The organism is Streptomyces cinnamoneus (genome assembly GCF_002939475.1).
GTDB lineage: Bacteria > Actinomycetota > Actinomycetes > Streptomycetales > Streptomycetaceae > Streptomyces > Streptomyces cinnamoneus_A.
Genome location: NZ_PKFQ01000001.1, coordinates 1,185,023 through 1,204,731 on the forward strand (window position 1 = coordinate 1,185,023; position 19,709 = coordinate 1,204,731).

The 19,709-nt window shown below is 72.9% G+C and carries 20 protein-coding genes and 1 riboswitch; of the genes, 6 read left to right on the forward strand and 14 right to left on the reverse strand.

The genetic code is table 11. The annotated features are described in order from the left end of the window. The first annotated feature begins 86 nt into the window (after window positions 1–86). Window positions 87–227: a hypothetical protein gene (locus CYQ11_RS04660; protein ID WP_205041773.1), complete on the forward strand. Its 141-nt coding sequence runs from the start codon at window positions 87–89 to the stop codon at window positions 225–227. Window positions 228–382: 155 nt separating this feature from the next. On the opposite strand, the gene CYQ11_RS29395 is transcribed toward CYQ11_RS04660, so the two are convergent. After that, complete coding sequence (locus CYQ11_RS29395) at window positions 383–955, reverse strand: hypothetical protein (RefSeq protein ID WP_181143580.1); 573 nt, start codon at window positions 953–955, stop codon at window positions 383–385. Window positions 956–1,000: 45 nt separating this feature from the next. On the opposite strand from CYQ11_RS29395, the gene CYQ11_RS29400 reads away from it, so the two are divergent. Both CYQ11_RS29400 and CYQ11_RS04670 read left to right on the forward strand, forming a co-directional pair. Next, window positions 1,001–1,099, forward strand: a complete 99-nt coding sequence (locus CYQ11_RS29400; RefSeq protein WP_181143581.1) for an LPXTG cell wall anchor domain-containing protein — start codon at window positions 1,001–1,003, stop codon at window positions 1,097–1,099. A 67-nt stretch (window positions 1,100–1,166) separates the two neighbouring features. Next, window positions 1,167–1,919: a class F sortase gene (locus CYQ11_RS04670; RefSeq protein ID WP_338105368.1), complete on the forward strand. Its 753-nt coding sequence runs from the start codon at window positions 1,167–1,169 to the stop codon at window positions 1,917–1,919. 102 nt (window positions 1,920–2,021) lie between these two features. Here CYQ11_RS04670 and CYQ11_RS04675 read toward each other — a convergent pair whose 3' ends face one another. Further along, the gene (locus CYQ11_RS04675; RefSeq protein ID WP_240003148.1) at window positions 2,022–2,639 is read right to left on the reverse strand and encodes a DUF4291 domain-containing protein; all 618 of its coding nucleotides are present in this window, start codon (window positions 2,637–2,639) and stop codon (window positions 2,022–2,024) included. A gap of 232 nt (window positions 2,640–2,871) precedes the next feature. Between CYQ11_RS04675 and CYQ11_RS04680 the strand changes: the two genes are divergently transcribed. After that, window positions 2,872–3,372, forward strand: coding sequence for a DUF779 domain-containing protein (locus CYQ11_RS04680; RefSeq protein WP_240003134.1), 501 nt, complete (start codon window positions 2,872–2,874; stop codon window positions 3,370–3,372). Here the strand turns inward: CYQ11_RS04680 and CYQ11_RS04685 are convergent. Beyond that, a complete protein-coding gene (locus CYQ11_RS04685) occupies window positions 3,312–5,531 on the reverse strand; it encodes a putative bifunctional diguanylate cyclase/phosphodiesterase (protein WP_099197595.1) in 2,220 nt (739 codons plus the stop codon). The two genes, CYQ11_RS04680 and CYQ11_RS04685, sit on opposite strands and share 61 nt — an antisense overlap. A 596-nt stretch (window positions 5,532–6,127) precedes the next feature. Then, the gene (locus tag CYQ11_RS04690) at window positions 6,128–7,498 is read right to left on the reverse strand and encodes a C39 family peptidase (protein WP_099197596.1); all 1,371 of its coding nucleotides are present in this window, start codon (window positions 7,496–7,498) and stop codon (window positions 6,128–6,130) included. Between the two features lie 182 nt (window positions 7,499–7,680). Between CYQ11_RS04690 and CYQ11_RS04695 the strand changes: the two genes are divergently transcribed. Beyond that, a complete protein-coding gene (locus tag CYQ11_RS04695) occupies window positions 7,681–8,298 on the forward strand; it encodes a uridine kinase family protein (RefSeq protein ID WP_240003135.1) in 618 nt (205 codons plus the stop codon). A 517-nt stretch (window positions 8,299–8,815) separates the two neighbouring features. Beyond that, on the forward strand, window positions 8,816–10,699 hold the full coding sequence (locus CYQ11_RS04700; protein ID WP_099197597.1) for an AAA family ATPase: 1,884 nt from the start codon (window positions 8,816–8,818) through the stop codon (window positions 10,697–10,699). A gap of 64 nt (window positions 10,700–10,763) precedes the next feature. Here CYQ11_RS04700 and CYQ11_RS04705 read toward each other — a convergent pair whose 3' ends face one another. The 10 genes from CYQ11_RS04705 to ribD form a co-directional block, all read right to left on the reverse strand. After that, entirely contained in the window at window positions 10,764–11,843 is a 1,080-nt protein-coding gene (locus tag CYQ11_RS04705; protein ID WP_099197598.1) for a hemolysin family protein, read from the reverse strand. Further along, entirely contained in the window at window positions 11,840–13,177 is a 1,338-nt protein-coding gene (locus CYQ11_RS04710) for a hemolysin family protein (RefSeq protein ID WP_181143582.1), read from the reverse strand. Before CYQ11_RS04710 ends, CYQ11_RS04705 begins: the two co-directional genes overlap by 4 nt. Window positions 13,178–13,362: 185 nt before the next feature. After that, window positions 13,363–13,827, reverse strand: a complete 465-nt coding sequence (locus CYQ11_RS04715; protein ID WP_099197599.1) for a PH domain-containing protein — start codon at window positions 13,825–13,827, stop codon at window positions 13,363–13,365. Window positions 13,828–13,888: 61 nt separating this feature from the next. Next, window positions 13,889–14,737, reverse strand: a complete 849-nt coding sequence (gene hisG, locus CYQ11_RS04720; protein WP_099197600.1) for an ATP phosphoribosyltransferase — start codon at window positions 14,735–14,737, stop codon at window positions 13,889–13,891. 62 nt (window positions 14,738–14,799) lie between these two features. Then, window positions 14,800–15,069, reverse strand: coding sequence for a phosphoribosyl-ATP diphosphatase (locus CYQ11_RS04725; protein WP_071963644.1), 270 nt, complete (start codon window positions 15,067–15,069; stop codon window positions 14,800–14,802). Window positions 15,070–15,102: 33 nt separating this feature from the next. Beyond that, the gene (gene ribH, locus CYQ11_RS04730) at window positions 15,103–15,588 is read right to left on the reverse strand and encodes a 6,7-dimethyl-8-ribityllumazine synthase (protein WP_099197601.1); all 486 of its coding nucleotides are present in this window, start codon (window positions 15,586–15,588) and stop codon (window positions 15,103–15,105) included. Window positions 15,589–15,613: 25 nt separating this feature from the next. Next, window positions 15,614–16,909, reverse strand: a complete 1,296-nt coding sequence (locus tag CYQ11_RS04735) for a bifunctional 3,4-dihydroxy-2-butanone-4-phosphate synthase/GTP cyclohydrolase II (RefSeq protein ID WP_099197602.1) — start codon at window positions 16,907–16,909, stop codon at window positions 15,614–15,616. Continuing rightward, window positions 16,906–17,565: a nicotinamide mononucleotide transporter family protein gene (locus CYQ11_RS04740; RefSeq protein ID WP_099197603.1), complete on the reverse strand. Its 660-nt coding sequence runs from the start codon at window positions 17,563–17,565 to the stop codon at window positions 16,906–16,908. Before CYQ11_RS04740 ends, CYQ11_RS04735 begins: the two co-directional genes overlap by 4 nt. Then, entirely contained in the window at window positions 17,562–18,173 is a 612-nt protein-coding gene (locus tag CYQ11_RS04745; protein ID WP_099197604.1) for a riboflavin synthase, read from the reverse strand. Before CYQ11_RS04745 ends, CYQ11_RS04740 begins: the two co-directional genes overlap by 4 nt. A 1-nt stretch (window position 18,174) precedes the next feature. Next, a complete protein-coding gene (ribD, locus tag CYQ11_RS04750) occupies window positions 18,175–19,329 on the reverse strand; it encodes a bifunctional diaminohydroxyphosphoribosylaminopyrimidine deaminase/5-amino-6-(5-phosphoribosylamino)uracil reductase RibD (protein ID WP_099197605.1) in 1,155 nt (384 codons plus the stop codon). 160 nt (window positions 19,330–19,489) lie between these two features. Next, window positions 19,490–19,620: riboswitch (FMN riboswitch) on the reverse strand. Window positions 19,621–19,709 lie beyond the last annotated feature (89 nt).

The following is a 19,709-nucleotide window of genomic DNA, read 5'->3' on the forward strand; positions in this document are numbered from 1 at the left end:
ACCCATCGCACCGTTCCGTGGTTCACCCGGCCAGGGGCGCGGCACACGTCACTCGTTGCCCCCCCCTGATCGCACGCGGTCGCCGCATGACCTGGCAGGACATCGTCTTCGGGCCCGGCCTCGGCCTTCCGCAAGCCGCCCGGCAGGGCGACGAGCGGCTGGCCGGCCCGCACGACGTCCAGCCCGGAGGGAAGCGGGTGAGGGCGGAGGGCCGCGCCGCCTCCTGAGGCAAGGAAACTTGCCCCGATTTCAGCTGAAATCGGACCGCGTCTCGTCCGTCTGGCCCCAATCGACTACCGGATGGAGCAATACGACTACCCTGCGGATGCTCCAGCCGGGTCGCCGGGTGAACCTCGGAACGAAGGAGGTACACCCAATGAAGTCAATTCGTACCGCTCTCTGCGGCACTCTGACGGCAGTCGCCGTCTGCGCGGCCCCCGCCGCCTACGCACTGGGTTCGTCCACCGTCCCGGTCAAGGCGGGTCAGAGCAGCGTCGTGGTCAAGCACGGTGACCACGGCAACTGCGACGACGACCATGGCCGCGGCGGCCACGGCCGTCACGACCGCGACCACGACCGTGACGACTGCGACGACGATCACGGGCGTGACCACGACCACGGTCGGGACAACGACCACGGCCGTGACCACGAGGGTCGTGACGACCATGGCCGTGACCACGAGGGTCGTGACGACCACGGTCGGGACAACGACCACGGGCGTGACCACGAGGGTCGTGACGACCACGGGCGTGACCACGACCACGGGCGTGACCACGAGGGTCGTGACGACCACGGGCGTGACCACGACCACGGTCGGGACAACGACCACGGCCGTGACGACCACGGGCGTGACCACGGCCGGGACGACCACGGCCGGGACCACGGCCGGGACGACCACGGTCGCGACCACGAGGGACGCCACAACGACCACGGCCGGCCCCACCACCACGCTCACGCGGGTGGCGGCGCCACTGCTTCCGTGGCCGCGCCGGAGTCCTCGGTGCCCGAGACTCCCGCGCTCGCCCTCGCCGGTGCCACGGTGGGCATCGCCGGTGGTCTGATCTGGTACCGCCGTCGCGCCAACGCGGCCAAGCGTTGACGGGAAGCGAACCGGCGTCATGTCAGAAGAGCGCACAGGCGGTGGCTCCCGCCGCCTGCTGACAGGGGTGGCCTGGTTGGCACTGATGCTGGCCCTGTGGCTGTGGGGCCACGACACCGTCGAGGATCCGATAACCGCGGTTCCGAAGACCGGTGACGTCGCCGCCACAGGACACCCTCCTGCGCCCGGCCTGCCCCCGGTACACGAACCGTTGCCGGGGGCGGGCCCCCAAACCCTGGCCATCAAGGCCCTGGGGCTCAAGGCCCCCATCGAGCCCCACGGGCTGGACGCCCTGGGCGGGGTGGAACCACCCCCGTACGAACGGCCCAACACCGTGGCCTGGTACCAGAACGGCCCGCCGCCCGGCAGCACCGGCGCCGCGGTGCTCGTCGGTCACGTGGACACCAAGAGTTCGCCGGCCGTCTTCTACGAGCTCAGCAACGTCAAACGCGGTGCGAAGATCGACGTGACGCGCAACGACGGGTCCGTCGCCGAGTTCACCGTCGAGAACGTGGCCACCGTCGAGAACAACCACTTCGACGCCGACAAGGTCTACGGAGCGGCCGACACCAAGCGTGCCGAACTTCGACTGATCACCTGTGGCGGCGAGTACGACCGGGCCCACCGCGAGTACAAGGCCAACGTGGTGGTCACGGCCTATCTGACCGGAACCCGGCAGACCGCCCCGGACAGCGGCGGCACGGCCGGCTCCTCGAAGCCCCCCGCACCCTCGCCCTCTCCCGCGCTCACACCGGCACCGTCCGGTACCCCGGAGGGGGACGAGGGCGGCCAAGGCGGCCAGGAGGAAGAGGAGAACTGACGCGGCGAACGCGCGCCAGGGGGTGTCCGACGGGTCCGCGCCGGCCCGGCGGACGCCCCCCAGGGGGTGTCCGATGGCCCGTGCTGACCCATCGGACACCCCCTAGTGCCGCAGGTGGGCCAGGCGCGCGTCGTCGAGCGGGTACGGGCGCTCGTCCGGCAGCAGCGACGCGGCCCCGTCGAGGTCCCCTTCCCGCACCCGCCGGTGCACCTCGGCCGCCAGCGCGGTGACGTCCGTGATGCCGACGGTCCACTCGTCCGCGTACCGGCGCGACGCGTCACCCGCGAGGCCCAGTTGGAGCGACCGGTGCGGCAACGGGTTCAGGCGCAGGTCCCGTTCGGGGTCCCACTGGACCCGGGCGGGGGAACGCTTCAGCTGACGCTTCCACGCGGTCTCGTCGGGATGGATCCGGCGGTCGTAGTGCGACAGGCAGGAGTGGTCCAGGGCCCACTCGAAGCCCTCGCGGCTGATCTCCACGGCCAGGACGGTCTCCTGGCCCTCCTTGGTGCCCCAGCCGCAGCGGTACATCATCCACAGGAACGACGGCTTGATCCATGTCATCCGGTCGCGCTTCCAGCTGGCGGGGAAGCGGCCGTCGCGGGCGGCCGGCACCCCGATCCCGGGGGTGTACGCCTGGTAGACGGTGATCGTCGAGTCCGTGTGCCGGGCCCGGATCTGACGGGCGGGCAGCGCGGGGCCGGCCGCGTCGGCCGGGGGGATCGCGGGGGTCGGGTGGGTCGCGGGGGCCGGCCGGGTCCCGGCGGCCGGGTGGATCGGGTTGTTCACGCGGCCCATTGTCAGCGCCGTCGCCCCGGGTGACCAGCCGATTTCCGAGCCGCCCCCTTCCCTCCCTGGCGATCAGCTCGCCCCTGCGGGCAGGCTGTCCCCTCTCAGGACAGTGAGGAGGAAACCCCATGAACCCGCACTTACGCCGGACGCCCGGGCACCGCCGATGAACGGGCACACCGGCGTCACCGACGCCTCCGAAGTCTCCCGCATCGCCCTCACCCCGAGCGCCGCCGAACTGCTCCGCAAGCTCCATGAGAAGCACGGGCCCCTGATGTTCCACCAGTCCGGTGGCTGCTGTGACGGCAGCTCGCCCATGTGCTACCCGCGCGGCGAGTTCCGCACGGGCGGCTCCGACGTCCTGCTGGCCGAGCTCACCGTCGAGGGCGTGGCGGAGCCGGTCGGCTTCTGGATGGCCGCCGACCAGTTCGAGCGATGGCGCCACACCCACCTGACGGTGGACGTGGTGCCGGGCCGTGGCAGCGGCTTCTCCCTGGAGGCACCCGAGGGGGTGCGCTTCCTCATCCGGTCCCGGCTGCTGACCGACCGGGAGGCACGGCTCCTCGACGCGCCCGCACCGGCGTCCGGGGGCCCGGCCGCCCTCGGCTACGACGCGTCCGCCAGCGACAGCGTGTGCAGGCGCTCGGGCGGGCCGGGCCGCGCGTAGTACCAGCCCTGCGCCGTGTCGCAGCCGAGCAGCCGCAGGTGGTCGGCCTGCGCGCCCGTCTCCACGCCCTCGACCGTCACCGACAGGTCGAGGGTGTGGGCGAGCGACACGATGCCTTCGACGATCTTGACGTCGACGGGATCGGCGGGGGCGCGCTGCATGCCCCGGGTGAAGGAGCGGTCGAGCTTGAGGGTGCTGACCGGGAGGCGGCGCAGGTACGACAGGTTCGAGTAACCGGTGCCGAAGTCGTCGAGGGCGATGTCGACGCCCAGGTCGGCCAGCTGGCGCAGGTGGCGCAGCTCGTCCTCGTCGGCGCCGATGAGCGCGTTCTCGGTGACCTCCAGGCACAGGGCCGAGGGGTCGAGCCCGGCGTTGCCCAGGATGGCGACGGTGTCGGCGACCAGGCCCGGGTGGCGGAGCTGGGAGGGCGAGAGGTTGACGTTGACCCGCAGGGGTGCGGGTTCACCGCCCTCGGCGGCGCGCCAGGAGCGGGCCTGGCGGGCGGACTCCTCCAGCACCCAGCGGCCGAGCGGCACGATCAGTCCGGTGCTCTCGGCGAGCGGGATGAACTGGTCCGGCCCGAGCACCCCGTGCACCGGGTGCAGCCAGCGCACGAGCGCCTCCGCGCCCCGGACGGTGCCGTCGGCGAGCCGTACCAGCGGCTGGTACTCGATGAAGAACTCGCCGTGGTCCAGGGCGGCGGGCAGGCAGGTGGTGAGGCTGTGCCGGGCGATGGCGCGGGCGTCGCAGTCGGCGTCGGCGTGCTCGTAGCGGTTTCCGCCGGCGGCCTTGGCGCGGTACATCGTGATGTCGGCGCTGCGCAGCACCTCGGCGGCGCCCGGTTCGCCGGCCACGCCGTCGACGATGCCGATGCTGGCCCGTACGGACAGGTCGCGGCCGCCCACGTGGATGGGCTCGGCCAGGGCGGCCAGCATGCGCCGGGCCAGGGCGGTCGCGTCGCCGGAGGCGGCGGGCCCGGTGCTCAGGGCGACGAACTCGTCCCCGCCCAGCCGGGCCACGAGTTCGTGCGGCGCGCGGACGCAGGAGCGCAGCCGCTCGGCGACGGCGACGAGCAGCTGGTCGCCGACGGCGTGGCCGAGGCTGTCGTTGACGGCCTTGAAGCCGTCTATGTCGAGGTAGCACAGGCCGAAACGGGCGCCGGCCGCGTCCGGGCCGCCCTGCCGGACCCCCTCGCCGGACGTCGCGGTCTGGAGCGCGCGGTCGAGGCGTTCGAAGAACAGGGTGCGGTTGGGCAGGCCCGTGAGTGAGTCGTGGGTGACTTCGTAGCGCAGCCGCTCCCGCAGCAGCCGTCGCTCGGTGATGTCCTGCATGACGGCGAGCTGGTACCGGGGAGCGCCCGAGGCGTCGCGCAGGAGCGAGACCGAGAGGTCGGTCCACAGGACGCTGCCGTCGCTGCGGTAGTACGGCTTTTCGAGGCGGTAGTGGTCGCGGTCCCCGCGGACCAGCTCGCGGTAGAGGCTCCAGCACTCCGGCGGGTCGTCGGGGTGGACCAGCTCGCCGACGTTGCGGCCGGTCACCGACTGGCCGAGCATCCGGACGAGCGCGTCGTTGACGTCCGTGATGCGGCCCTGGACGTCCGCGACGCCGACGCCGACGGCGGCGCCTTCGAAGACGGCGCGGAAGCGCGCCTCGCTGTCGCGCAGCGCCTGCTCGGTCTCGGCCTGGGCGGCCCGCGCGACGCGGGTGACGGCCTCCTGCTCGGCGAGGGTGCGCTCCCGCAGGGCGCGGGCGAAGCCCGCGGCCACCGCGTGCTGGAGGCGTGAGCAGCGGGCGCGGCTCTCCTCGACGGGCATGGGTGTGCCGGGCGGGCAGTACAGCACGAGGTAGGCGTCGATGACGCTGAGGATCAGCGGCAGGACCTCGGGGTCGGTGCAGTTGGCGCGCACGAGCGCGGCACCGACCTCGACCGCCGGTTTGGAGTCGAAGGGCCGGGCGTGGAGGGCGTCGCGCAGGACGCGGGCGAGGGGCACGAGGTGGCGCTCGAACTCGGCACGCGTCATGGCGGCCGCCGTCCCCGGGTAGATGGCTCGGCCCCAGATGGCGGCGAACCGAAACAATCGGTCGTCCCGGGAACCGGAGCCGAGGACTTCCACGGTCGCGTACGAAACCGGGGCGGCGGTTTGATTCACGGACAGCATTCTGCCACTCGGCCTCGGGGTCACGGCCTCCGCCCCGTCCCGGGAACCTCAGCACTGGCCTGATTCGCCCCCCGCGCCAGCGCCGGCCCCGCGCCCGACGCCCTTTCACCAACGGTACCCGCAAGAGGGAGGGCCGCACCGGAGCCCGGCGCGGAACCCGCCCCGGAGGGCCCCGTGGCCCCGCGCGCGGGCACCCGTCCGGCCGTGGTGGAGTACGAGCCGCCCCGGGCGCGAGCGCTGGTGGAGGGCACGCTCGGCTCGGACGGGCCGACGCCTGGGGGGAACCGGACGGGACGCTCCATCAGACTGTGTCTCCAGTTCGTCGCGGGGGTGTTGACCAGAGGCTACTGATCGCCCGTTCGAATGGAAGCGACAGGCGGACATAACCGGTCCGCATTCAGCCACCGTTCACTTTGGCCCGCACGCATGCGCGCGCCACCGCGGTCCGAAACGGAGCACCGGCGTGACATGGGTCTCTTTCGCGGGGCGGGTCCGGTATGCAACCTCTTCCCCTTCTCATGCGTCGAGGGTGGCGTCCCGCGACGACCGGAACGGCCTGGGCGACGGTCGTCGACCGGGCCCCGGCCGGGCTCCGGTCAGCGCACCCCGACCGAGGACAGGGCCCTGGCCTGACGGGTCGTCGGGCGCACGGGGAAGTAGAGGTAGCAGATGCCTCCCGAGCCGCTTCTGATCTGGCCCTGGGCGTTGTGGCGCTTGGTCCTGAGCCAGATGTTCTCGAACTGCCGCCGCTGGTACACGCGCTCGACCGCCGCGTTCGTCGGGCTCGCCGGGTCGTGGGCGACGACATCGCCGCGGTCGGTGAAACCGACGACGCACATCAGGTGGCCGGCCGTGCCGTAGCCGGCACCGTCCAACTCGGAGGCGAGGAAGGACTGGGAGGTGATGACCGGGATCCCGGCCCGGACCAGCCGTTCGGCGTCGTTCAGGGAACGCAGCCGGGTGACCACGGCCTGGAGGTCGTGGTACGTGGCGGCGTACGCGGCGTTGAACGGCCAGTTGCCGCAGCCCTTGTACTGGTGGTCGAAGGTGTGGCGCGCCGCGTGGCAGACCTGGGGGTCCGTGTAGGAGGGGTCGACCCACTCCAGGTCCCGGGGGGTGGGCCTGCGCCCCCAGTACTCGATGACCATCTGCGAGGAGGTGGGGCTGCACCAGGCCTCGCCCCCGTTGTCGTACTCGGGGTACTGGCCCTTGTGGATCTCCTGTGAGTAGCTGGGCACCGCCAGCCTGTGCCCCGCCCCCTCCCCCGGCCGCGACGCCGGCACGGTGAAGCGGTCGGGGATGTCGGAAGCCATCACTCCGAGGCGCCAGACGGTGGGCGTGAGGGCGGTGCCCGGCCTGCGGTAGAGGGTGAGCCGCAGTTCGTACGAGGCCAGGCGGAGCCCGCTGGCGGGGGCGTCGACGGCGAGGGTGTCGGTGGAGACGCTGCTCTTCTTGTCGCTCTGCCCGTCGACCGAGGTGCGGCGGATGTCGCCGCGCGCGTCGCCGGACGTCCAGCGGCCCATCACGTACCAGGGGGTGCTGGTGCGGTCGGTGTAGGTGCCGCGCAGCTCGGCCTGGAGCCAGGTGCCGGCCGGTGTGTGCGCGTTCCAGGAGACGACGATCTCGGTGGCGGGCGCGGCCGGCACGGTGACCGGGGAGCGCCAGGTGGCGTACTCCCAGGTGGCGGTGGTGTGGGTGTGCGGGTCGGCGTACTCCTGGTTGCCGATGGGCCGGTCGATGACCAGGCCGGGGCGGGTGCCGCCCAGGACCCGGGTGCCGGCGCCCCGGCCGCCGGCCCACTGCGGGAAGGTCACCCAGGCGTGGTTGTCGACGGTGCCCGCCGGGCGGCCGGAGCCCCTGCCGGGCACCGCGGCGGACGCGGCGGCGGAGGCGAGCGGGGTGGCGGCGGCCGCCACGGCGAGGGCGGCGGTGATGACGGTGCGACGGGGCGCGGGTCTGCTGGACATGACGGTGGTCCCCCAGTCGTGGGTTGATGGGGCTGTGGACGCGGGCCGGCCCGTTCGGGCCGGACCACTATCGCGGGTGCGGACGCCCACGGCCAGTGATGCCCGCGCGGCGCGTTGCGGAACACCGGGGCGGAGGGCACGGGCCCGGGGCCGGTCCGCGGGGCACGGCCTAGGGTGGTGCGGTGAACGATCGCACCAGCCCCGGCACCCCGCCTTCCGGCACGCTGGCCGCCCTCGCCGGCCGGCTGCGCGCCCTGCCCCCGTCACTCGGCCCGGTCCGGCTGGTCGCCGTGGACGGGCACGCGGGGTCGGGGAAGACCACCTTCTGCGCGCGGCTGGCGGCGGCGCTGGGCGGCGCCCCCGTGCTGCACCTGGACGACCTGGCGACGCACGACGAGCTGTTCGAGTGGACCGGGCGGATGCGCGAGTGGATCCTCGCCCCCCTGGCGCGCGGCGAGACCGCGCGGTACCGGGCGTACGACTGGGTGGCGCGGCGGTTCGGCGACGACGAGCGCGCGTTGCCCGCGGCGCCGGTCGTCCTGGTGGAGGGCGTGGGGGCGGGACGGAGGGCGCTCCGGCCGTATCTCGCTTGCCTGTTGTGGATGGAGTTGACGGATGAGGGCTCCTGGGAAAGGGGTCAACTCCGTGACGGACCCGAACTGACCGATTTCTGGGACGGCTGGAAGCAGGCGGAGCGAGCGCATTTCTCCACGGACCCCACGCGTCCCTATGCGCAACTCCTGGTACTCCAGAGCATGGAGGGATACGTGTTGCTGCCGGGGCCTTCGAAAACCGACTGACCCGACGTCACCCTTACCTTGCGTGAGGGGTTGCCGCCGGTACACCCCGCATCCCCGGACGTTCCCCGCCTGCGGCCCCAACTCGGCTTGACCTGGCGGGCGTACAGGACTTACGTTCTCAATGTGCGGCTTCCGAGAGCCGCTTGCATACGCGAAGCCCCCGGTTGTTCCCCCGTGACCGGGGGCTTCGTACCGCCCCCGGCGCAGCGATTCGAGCGCTTTGTTCCGGCGTGCGGCCCCGCCGGGTGACCCTGGGTGACCACTCTCCGGATCGCTTTCCCGTGCGCCCCCGGATCGCACCGGTGCCGTGGTCCGCGCCCCCGCACCCTTCGAGCGACGCCGACCGCGCAGGTACGATGCGAGACGACGCACCCGCCTGCGGGGACCCGCACGACGAGTTGCGTCGGCACACTGGTCAACTCAACTCCCGTCCACAGCACAGCGGTTCGGAAAGGCGCGGCCAAGGCACTCGCCCGGCGGCACGGCACGCTACGGGGGCAGGTTTGTGGGGGACGTGATGGATCTCGGCATGCAGGGCCCGCCCGCCCCTGCCGATCTCGCCTGGCTGCGCGCCGTCGACGCCTACACCATGGGCGCCTACACCCAGGCCGAGGAGGAGTTCAGGACGGCGGTCCGCGTCGACCCCGGCATGGCCGACGCCTGGCTCGGGCTGCACGCGCTGCGCGCCGAGACCACGACGGCACTGCTGCGCATGTACCGGCACCGGGACCGCTTCGGCGAACAGCGCGCCCGCCACCGCCGACCGCTCAACTCCTGGTACTGGCTGGGCTGGTGGGTCCAGCCCGTCCTGGAGAACGGCCGTGACCTGCTGCTGGCCCACGCGTCGCACTGGCTCGACGGACGGCACGTCCCCGAGCTGGACCGGGCGCTCGCCGGCTGCCCCCCGGCCGAGACCGACCCGCACGTACGCTTCCTGCACGCCTGCCGCGCGTATCTGGTCAAGGACTGGGACCAGCTCGTGCGGCACACCGAAGCGCTCCTGGACGACCCGCTGCTGGGCATCGAGGCCGGGCTGTTCGGCGGCATGGCCCGGGTGCGCCTGGAGATGTACGGACAGGCCGAGCCGCTGCTCGCCACCGCCCTGATGCGCTGCCGCAGCGAACAGCCGCAGCGCAAGGAGCTGCGCTACTGGCTGGCCCGCGCCCACGAGGGCACCGGCCGCAGCGCCGCGGCGCTGCCGCTCTACCGCGCCGTGCACCGCGTCGACCCCACGTTCATGGACACCGCGGCCCGGCTCACCGCCATCGCCGACGGCGACGGCCTGGACGAGCCCGTCGACCTGTCCTCCCTGGCCTTCGGCGGCACCGCGGCGGACCCCTCGGACCCGCCGGGCGAGCCGGAGGCCCAGGCGTCCTCCGACTCCCTCGACGTCCTCACCGGCACCGGCCCGGTCACCGCCGGCAGCGCGCCGGTCGAGGCCGACGGCGTCCGCGAGAAGTTCCGCGTGCCCGCCCAGCAGGCGAGCGCGCCGCTGCCCGGCCGCTCCGATCCGGTCCTGCTCGCCAAGGCCCTGGCCGAGCTGGAGCGGATGGTGGGCCTCGAACCCGTCAAACGGCAGGTGCGGGCGTTGTCGGCGCAACTGCACATGGCCCGGCTCCGGGCCGGCCAGGGGCTGCCCGTCCAGCCCCCCAAGCGTCACTTCGTCTTCTCCGGCCCCTCCGGCACCGGGAAGACCACGGTGGCCCGCATCCTCGGCCGCGTCTTCTACGCCCTCGGGCTCCTCGGCGGCGACCATCTGGTCGAGGCCCAGCGGGCCGACCTGGTCGGCGAGTTCCTGGGGCAGACGGCCGTCAAGGCCAACGAGCTGATCGACTCGGCGCTCGGCGGTGTGCTCTTCGTGGACGAGGCCTACAGCCTCTCCAACTCCGGATACAGCAAGGGCGACGCCTACGGCGACGAGGCGCTGCAGGTCCTCCTCAAACGCGCCGAGGACAACCGCGACCGGCTGGTGGTCATCCTGGCCGGCTACCCGGAGGGCATGGACCGGCTGCTGACCGCCAACCCCGGCCTCCACTCCCGCTTCACCACCCGCGTGGACTTCCCCAGCTACCGTCCCGCCGAACTCACCAGCATCGGCGAGGTCCTGGCCGCGGAGAACGGCGACGCCTGGGACGAGGAGTCCCTGGAGGAACTACGCAGCATCAGCGCCCACGTGGTCGAGCAGGGCTGGATCGACGAGCTGGGCAACGGCCGGTTCCTGCGCACGCTCTACGAGAAGAGCTGCGCGTACCGGGACCTGCGGCTGTCCGGGTACGCCGGCACGCCCACCCGCGACGACCTGGCGACGCTGCGCCTGCCGGACCTGATGCAGGCCTACGGGGAGGTCCTGTCGGGGCCGGGGTGGACGAGCGGGGCGGGCACCTCGGATCCGTTGACGTGACCCCTCCCCCGGGGAGCACGGAGGTGCCGGCGGGGGCCCGCGCCCCCGCCGGCACCGTGGGGCCTCAGCCCGCCAGGGCGCCCTGTTCCTCCGCGTGGCGCGCGACCGGCACCACGCGGTGGGCCGGGTCGCGGACTTCGCCGACGAGCATTTCGAGGACGTCCTCCAGCGCGACCAGCCCCAGCATCCGCCCCGAGGCGTCCGTCACGGCCGCCAGGTGCGCGGCGGCCCGCCGCATGACCGTCAGCGCGTCGTCGAGCGGCAGCTCGGCCCGTAGCGTCTCGACGCGGCGCCACACGTGCTGCGGGACGGCCCGGTCGGCGTCCTCCAGGTCCAGCACGTCCTTGACGTGCAGGTACCCCATGAAGGAACCACCGGGGGACGCGCATATCGGGAAGCGGGAGTAGCCGGTCTTGACCGTCAGCTCCTCCACTTCCCGGGGCGTGACCGACGGGTCGACCGTCACCAGCGTGGCCGGGTCCAGCAGCACGTCCGTGACCGGGCGGCTGCCCAGCTCCAGCGCGTCGGACAGGCGCTCCTGCTCGGCCGGGCCGAGCAGTCCGGCCTGACCGGAGTCCTCGACGAGGTGCGTGAGCTGTTCGCTCGTGAAGACGGCCTCGACCTCGTCCTTGGGCTCGACGCGGAAGAGCCGCAGCACGCCGTGCGCGCACGCGCCGAGCAGCCGGGTGACCGGCCGGCACAGCCGGGCGAAGCCCACGAGGCCCGGTCCCAGCCACAGCGCCGCCCTGTCGGGCGCGGACATGGCCAGGTTCTTCGGCACCATCTCGCCGATGACCAGGTGCAGGAAGACCACGAGGGCCAGGGCTATCACATAGCCCAGCGGGTGGATGAGGCCCTCGGGCAGCCCCACCGCGTGGAAGACCGGCTCCAGCAGAGCCGCCACCGTCGGCTCGGCGACCGCGCCGAGCGTCAGGGAGCACACGGTGATGCCGAACTGGGCGGCCGCCATCATCTGCGGCAGGTTCTCCAGGCCGGTCAGCACGGTCCGGGCCCGGCCCGACCCGGCCGCCGCCTTCGGTTCGATCTGGCTGCGGCGTACGGACACCAGCGCGAACTCGGCGCCCACGAAGAAGCCGTTGGCCAGGACCAGAGCCACGGCGAAGAGGAGTTGCAGGACGCTCATCGCTGCTCCCCCGGCGCCACGCCGGTGCGCACGAACCGCACGCGCTCGGCGCGGTGGTGACCGACGTGGCGCACCGACAGCCGCCAGCCGGGCAGCTCGGCGCTGTCCCCGGACACGGGGATGCGCCCCAGCAGGCCGGCGACGAGTCCGGCGACGGTCTCGTACGGACCGTCGGGTGCCTCCAGGCCTATGCGCCGCAGCACGTCGACCCGGCAGCCGCCGTCGGCGTCCCAGGCCGGCCGTCCGTCCTCGCAGACCACCGGCGCGAGCTCGGGACGGCCCGCGTCCGCCGCGTCGTGCTCGTCGCGGACCTCGCCGACGAGCTCCTCGACGATGTCCTCCAGCGTGACCACCCCGGCGGTGCCGCCGTACTCGTCGACGACCACGGCTATCGGCTGCTCGCTGCGCAGCCGCTCCAGCAGCGGCTGCACGGGCAGGGTGCCGGGCACCAGCATGGGCGCGACGGCGATCCGGCCGACGGGAGTGCGCAGCCGGTCGTGGCCGGGCACGGCCAGCGCGTCCTTGAGGTGGACCATGCCGACGACCTCGTCGAGGCGCTCCCGGTAGACCGGGAAGCGGGAGAGGCCGGTGGCACGGGTGAGGTTGAGGACGTCCTCCGCGGTCGCGGTGGACTGGAGGGCGCTGACCTTCACCCGGGGGGTCATCACGTGCTGGGCGGTCAGCCCACCGAGCGAGAGGGTCCGCACGAACAGGTCGGCGGTGTCCTGCTCCAGGGCGCCGGCCCGGGCCGAGTGCCTGGCGAGCGAGACGAGTTCGCCGGGGGTGCGGGCGGAGGCCAGCTCCTCGGCGGGCTCGACACCCATGGCCCGGACCATGCGGTTGGCGACCGCGTTGAGCAGGGAGATCACGGGCCGGAAGGAGTGGGCGAAGACGCTCTGCGGGCCGGCGACGAAGCGGGCGACCTGGAGCGGCCGGGAGACGGCCCAGTTCTTGGGCACCAGCTCGCCGACGACCATCTGCACGGCGGAGGCCAGCAGCATGCCGGTCACGACGGCGACGCCGGGGGCGGCGCCGTCCGGCAGGCCCGCGGCGGTGAGGGGCCCGGTGAGCAGCCGCCCGAGGGCGGGCTCGGCGAGCATGCCGACCACCAAGGAGGTGATGGTGATGCCCAGTTGGGTGCCCGAGAGCTGGAAGGAGAGTTCCCGCAGGGACTCGACCACGGTCCGGGCCCGGTGGTCGCCCTCGGCGGCCACCCGTTCGGCCTCGGGCCGCTCGACGGTCACCAGACCGAACTCGGCGGCGACGAAGAAGCCGTTCGCCAGGATGAGGAGCAGGGCTGCCGCGAGCAGCAGCAAGGACACGGTGATACTCATGGCGCCGCCTCGCTGTGGGGGGCGGCGCAGGTACTACAGGACGGTCCGTCCATTGCCGGAGTACGTCACTCCTCGGTTCGCAGGTGCCCCGGTACGGGGCGGGGCACGTGTGTGCCCGTGGCACCAGAGTAATCAAGGAACCGGCGCGCGGTACGGGCAGGCGCCCCCGGGAGACGGGAGTGACGTCAGGTGGCGGACCGGCCCGTGCCGTGCGTCTCGACCAGGGCCCGCAGGGCGCGGGCGTCGGCGACCGCCTGGTCCCGCGCCATGCCGGGCTGGATGCCCATGGCCGGCAGGCTCGTGCCGTCGGCCAGGTCGAGGTGGACCCAGGCGTCGCCGCGGCGCAGGTTGACGCGCACGATCTCGGCCCACTCCAGGCGGCGCCTCGTCGTCAGGTTCACGACGGTGACGCCGTCCCGGTCCGCGACGACCCGGGGACGGCTGAGCAGCGCGAGGACGCCGAGGATCAGCAGCCCCGTGCCGATGAACGTGGCCCGGTCCCCCGCGGTGAAGGCCTCCAGCAGCAGCGAGATCGCCGTCAGCACGACGAGCAGGGCGATGCCGACGCTCAGCAGCACGATCCGGGTGCGGGTCGGGCGGAAGGTGACGGGCAGCTCGGGCAGGCCGGTCGGGGGCGCGGGGGTGGACACTTCTGTTCTTCCTCGGACGGCTCGGTCTTCGGACGGCTGGGGCTCTTCCTCGGACCGCCGGTCAGAGGCGGCAGGCGTGGATGCCCGTGGTCAGGATGGCGCGGGCGCCCAGCTCGTAGAGCTCGTCCATGACCCGCTGGGCGTCCTTGGCCGGGACCATCGAGCGGACCGCGACCCAGCCCTCGTGGTGCAGGGGCGAGACGGTGGGCGACTCCAGGCCGGGGGTCAGGGCGACGGCGCGCTCGACCTGCTCGACGCGGATGTCGTAGTCCATCATCACGTAGCGCCGGGCGACCAGGACGCCCTGCATGCGGCGGAGGAACTGCTGGACCTTCGGGTCGTCGGCGGGGGCGCCGACGCGCCGGATGACGACGGCCTCGGACTTCAGGATCGGCTCGCCGATGATCTCCAGCCCGGCGTTGCGCAGGGTCGTGCCGGTCTCCACGACGTCGGCGATGACCTCGGCGACGCCCAGCTGGATGGCGGTCTCGACGGCGCCGTCGAGGTGGACGACGGAGGCGTCGACGCCGTTGTCGGCGAGGTGCTTGGTGACCAGGCCGGAGAAGGAGGTGGCGATCGTCATGCCGCCGAACTCGCTGACGTCCTTCGCCGTGCCCGGACGGGTCGCGTAGCGGAAGGTCGAGCTGGCGAAGCCGAGCTGCATGATCTCCTCGGCCCGGGATCCGGAGTCGAGGAGCAGGTCACGGCCTGTGATGCCGATGTCGAGCTTGCCGGAGCCCACGTAGACCGCGATGTCGCGCGGACGCAGGAAGAAGAACTCGACCTCGTTCTCGGCGTCGACGAGGACGAGTTCCCTGCGGTCCTTGCGCTGGCGGTAGCCGGCCTCATGGAGCATCGCCGACGCAGGCTCGGAGAGAGAACCCTTGTTGGGAACGGCGATGCGCAGCATGAGGTGGTTTTCCTTCGTACGGAGAAGTGGGTGGAGCGGGGGGTCGGGCTGATCCGGAAGGATCAGAGATGAGCGTATACGTCGTCCAGGGAGATCCCCCGGGCCACCATCATCACCTGAAGGTGGTACAGCAGCTGGGAGATCTCCTCGGCGGTGGCCTCGGCGCCCTCGTACTCGGCGGCCATCCATACCTCGGCGGCCTCTTCGACGACCTTCTTGCCGATGGCATGGACGCCCTTGCCCACAAGCTCGGCGGTGCGGGACGTGGCGGGATCGCCGGAGGCCTTCTGCTGGAGCTCGGCGAAGAGCTCCTCGAACGTCTTCTTGGACATGGTGGTCCTACCCTACGGGGTCCACCCCACCGGTCAGTGCCAGGGCTCGGACACCGAACGCAGCGTCATGGCCGTGGAGACGGCCGCGGTGACCGCCTCGTGGCCCTTGTCCTCGGCCGAGCCCTCGAGTCCGGCCCGGTCCAGGGCCTGCTCCTCCGTGTCGCACGTGAGGACGCCGAAGCCGACGGGGACGCCGGTATCGGCCGACACCCGGGCGAGTCCCTGGGTCACGCCCTGGCACACGTAGTCGAAGTGGGGCGTGCCGCCGCGGATGACGACGCCGAGGGCGACGATCGCGTCGTAGCCGCGGCCGGCGAGGACCTTGGCGACCACCGGCAGCTCCCAGCTGCCGGGGACGCGCAGCAGCGTCGGTTCGTCGATGCCCAGCTCGTGCAGGGCGCGCAGGGAGCCGTCGACGAGACCGTCCATCACCTTCTCGTGCCACTGCGCGGCGATGACGGCCACCCGCAGGTCCTGGCAGTTCTTCACACTCAGCTCGGGTGCACCCTTGCCGCTCACGTTCTTCTCTCCTCGGTCGTGTCGATCACTGGTTGCCGCAGGCGGAGCCGCGCTCGGTCTCCAGCCACGGCAGGTCGTGCCCCATGCGGTCGCGCTTGGTCCGCAGGTAGCGCAGGTTGTGCTCCCCCGCCTGCACGGGCATGGGCTCGCGGCCGGTGACCTTCAGGCCGTGCCGGATCAGGGCGGCCGTCTTGTCGGGGTTGTTGGTCATCAGCCGCAGCGAGCGCACCCCCAGGTCGGCGAGGATCTGGGCGCCGCAGGCGTAGTCGCGGGCGTCGGCCGGCAGGCCCAGTTCGAGGTTGGCGTCGAGCGTGTCGCGGCCGTCCTCCTGGAGCTCGTACGCGCGCAGCTTGGGCAACAGGCCGATGCCGCGCCCCTCGTGGCCGCGGAGGTAGAGCACGACGCCCCGGCCCTCGACGCTCACCCGTTCGAGGGAAGCCTGCAGCTGGGGCCCGCAGTCGCAGCGCAGCGAACCGAAGACGTCACCGGTCAGGCACTCCGAGTGGACGCGCACCAGCACGTCCTCGCCGTCGCCGAGGTCGCCCGCGACGAGCGCGATGTGCTCGACGCCGTCCACGGTGGAGCGGAAGCCGTAGGCCCGGAAGTCGCCGTGGGCGGTGGGCAGCCGGGTCTCGGCCTCCCGGCGCACGGTGGGCTCGGAGGACTTGCGGTAGGCGATCAGGTCCTCGATGGAGATGATCGACAGGCCGTGCTTGCGGGCGAAGGGGACCAGCTCGGGCAGGCGCAGCATGGCGCCGTCCTCGCCGGCGATCTCCACGATCGCCGCGGCCGGGCGCAGCCCGGCGAGGCGGGCGAGGTCGACGCCGGCCTCGGTGTGGCCGTTGCGGACCAGGACGCCGCCGGGGCGGGCGCGCAGCGGGAAGACGTGGCCGGGGCGGACGAAGTCCGCGGGGACGGCGGCCGGGTCGGCGAGCAGCCGGATGGTGGCGGCCCGGTCGGCGGCGGAGATGCCGGTGTCGGTGCCGTGGGCCCGGCTCGCGTCGACGGAGACGGTGAAGGCGGTGCGCATCGACTCGGTGTTGTGGTCGACCATCTGGGGCAGGTCGAGCCGGTCGGTGTCGGCCTCCTCCATGGGCACGCAGATCAGGCCGCGGCACTCGCTCATCATGAAGGCCACGATCTCGGGCGTGATCTTCTCGGCGGCGACGACCAGGTCGCCCTCGTTCTCGCGGTCGGCGTCGTCCACGACGACGACGGGCCGGCCGGCGGCGATGTCGGCGACGGCGCGCTCGACGGAGTCGAGGGCCAGCACGTCGGCCTCGCCGTCGCCGAAGGGGTACCAGCTCTGTACGGCGGTCATGCCGCCACTCCTTCCGTAACGGTGGCGGGGGTCGCGCTCGTGCGCGAGCGCAGCCACCAGTCGCGCATGCCCCACAGGACGAGGACGAGGTAGACGACGTAGACGAGGCCGGAGAAGGCGAGCCCGCTGTCGAAGGCGAGCGGGACGCCGACCACGTCGACGAGCAGCCAGGCGAACCAGAACTCCACGAGTCCGCGGGCCTGGGCGACCATGGCGGCGAGCGTGCCGATGAAGATGTACGCGTCCGGCCAGGGGTTCCAGGACAGTTCCGGTACGGCGGTGAACAGGGAGCCGACGGCGAGCGTACCGACGGTGGTGCCGCCGAGCAGGAGGGCGCGCTCGCGCCAGGTGGCGAAGCGGACGGCTATGGAGCCGTCCTGGGCCTGCCGCCGGCCGCCGGCCCACTGGCGCCAGCCCCACAGGGCGACGGTGACGACCAGGAGCTGCTTGCCGACGCCGCCGCTGAGGTGGGCGGAGGCGTAGGCGGTGATGAGGACGACGCCGGAGAGCAGCTGGGCGGGCCAGGTCCACACGGAGCGGCGCCAGCCGAGGGCGAGGGCGGCGAGGCCTATGCAGTTGCCGATCATGTCGGACCAGATCACGTGCTGGCCGAAGGCGGCGAAGGCCTCCTCGCTCAGCCAGTCGAGGGCGCTCATGCGGCGGTCTCCTTCTCGCCGCGCTGCCCCAGGAGGCGCTCGACGTATTTGGCGAGGACGTCCACCTCGAGGTTGACCGGGTCCCCGGGCTGCTTGGTGCCGAGGGTGGTGAGCTCGAGGGTGGTGGGGATGAGGCTGACGGTGAAGTAGTCGTCGCCGGCCTCGACGACCGTCAGGCTGACGCCGTCGACGGTGATGGAGCCCTTCTCCACGACGTAGCGGGCGAGGCCGGCGGGCAGGGCGACCTTGACGATCTCCCAGTGCTCGCCGGGGACGCGCTCGGTGATGGTGCCGGTGCCGTCGACGTGGCCCTGGACGAGGTGGCCGCCGAGGCGGCCGCCGAGCGCCATGGGGCGTTCGAGGTTGACGCGGGAGCCGGGGGCGAGCGCGCCGAGGCTGGAGCGGTTCAGGGTCTCGGCCATCACGTCGGCGGTGAAGGTGCCGTCGGCGGTCTCGACGACGGTGAGGCAGACGCCGTTGACGGCGATCGAGTCGCCGTGCTTGGCGTCTGCCGTGACGACGGGGCCGCGCAGCCGGAACCGGGAGCTGTCGCCGAGCTCCTCGACGGCGACGACCTCACCCAGTTCTTCGACGATTCCGGTGAACACTTCAGTTCTCCTCGGTGGCGGGAGCGGTGGCGGGGACGGTGGGGGTGGCGGTGATCCGCAGGTCGGGACCCAGCCGGGCGACGTCGGTGACGTCCAGGCGCAACACCTGGGCGATCGTCGCGATTCCGGCGTCGCCGAGGGCGCTGGGGCCGGCACCGAGCAGGGCGGGTGCCAGGTAGCCGATAACGCGGTCGACGGCACCGGCGGCGAGGAACGCTCCGGCGAGGGTGGCGCCGCCCTCCAGGAGAACGGAGCGGACGCCGCGGTCGTGGAGCGCGCCCAGCAGGGCGTGGACCGCTATGCCCGCCTTGCCGTCGCCGGTGGGCCCGGTGGCCTTCTCGCCGGGCAGGCGGACCGTGTCGACGCCGGGCAGGTGCCGGGTGTCGGCCTCCTCGCCGACGACGACGAGCGTCGGGGCCGCGTCGTCCAGGACCCGGGCGCCGGGGGTGATCGTGGCGTGGGTGTCGACGACGACGCGCAGCGGCTGGGTGACGGGCCGGCCCGGGGTGGGCTGGCCGCGGACGGCCAGGTGGGGGTCGTCGGCGCGCAGTGTGCCGGAGCCGACGACGACGGCGTCGGCCTCGGCGCGCAGCCGGTGCACGTCGGCCCGGGACTCGGCGGAGGTGATCCAGCGGCTGGTGCCGTCGGCGGCGGCGGTGCGGCCGTCGAGCGTGGCGGCGTACTTCCACACGACGAAGGGCCGGCCGCGCAGGACGGAGGTGAGCCAGGCGGCGTTGCCGGCGGCGGCCTCGTCCGCGAGCAGGCCGCCCTCGGTCTCCACGCCGGCGGCGGCCAGGGTGGCGGCGCCGCCGGTGGCGGTGGGGTTGGGGTCGGCGACGGCGTAGACGACGCGGGCGATGCCGGCCTCGACGAGGGCCTGGGAGCAGGGACCCGTGCGACCGGTGTGGTTGCAGGGCTCCAGGGTGACGACGGCGGTGCCGCCCCGGACGTCGTGGCCGGCGTCGGCGGCGGCGCGCAGGGCGTCGACTTCGGCGTGCGACTCGCCGGCGCGCCGGTGCCAGCCCTCTCCGGCGACGCGACCGACAGCGTCGAGCACGACGCAGCCGACGACGGGGTTGGGGCTGGTGGAACCGAGGGCGCGGGATGCGAGCTCGATGGCGCGTCGCATCGCGTCGGCTTCGGTCGCGGTGGCCACCGGGGTCCTCCTGCCTCTTCGGGCAACGGACTCCGGGGCTGTCGTACGGGACGACGATCGAGCGGATACACAGAAGCGATCACACGGCCGGAGACGGGTGCGGAGGTCACCGAGGGTGCCTCACGCGTCGCGCCTGCGACGGTGTGCCGATGCGTGCCCGCCGCGCACTGCCTCCCATCCGGACTTTAACCGTCGGTCCAGGAATTTCACCTGGTCAACCGGCCGCTGGCTGCGGCCGGGTCGCGGACTATAACCGCCGGTTCGGACTTTCACCGACCCCGGAGTGCGCTGCGTAATGTGGATCATTAACGGTACTGGGTGTCTGACCTGCGAATTTTTTGGACGCGGATCCGACGCTCCGAAGCGTACGCCGGGCGGCG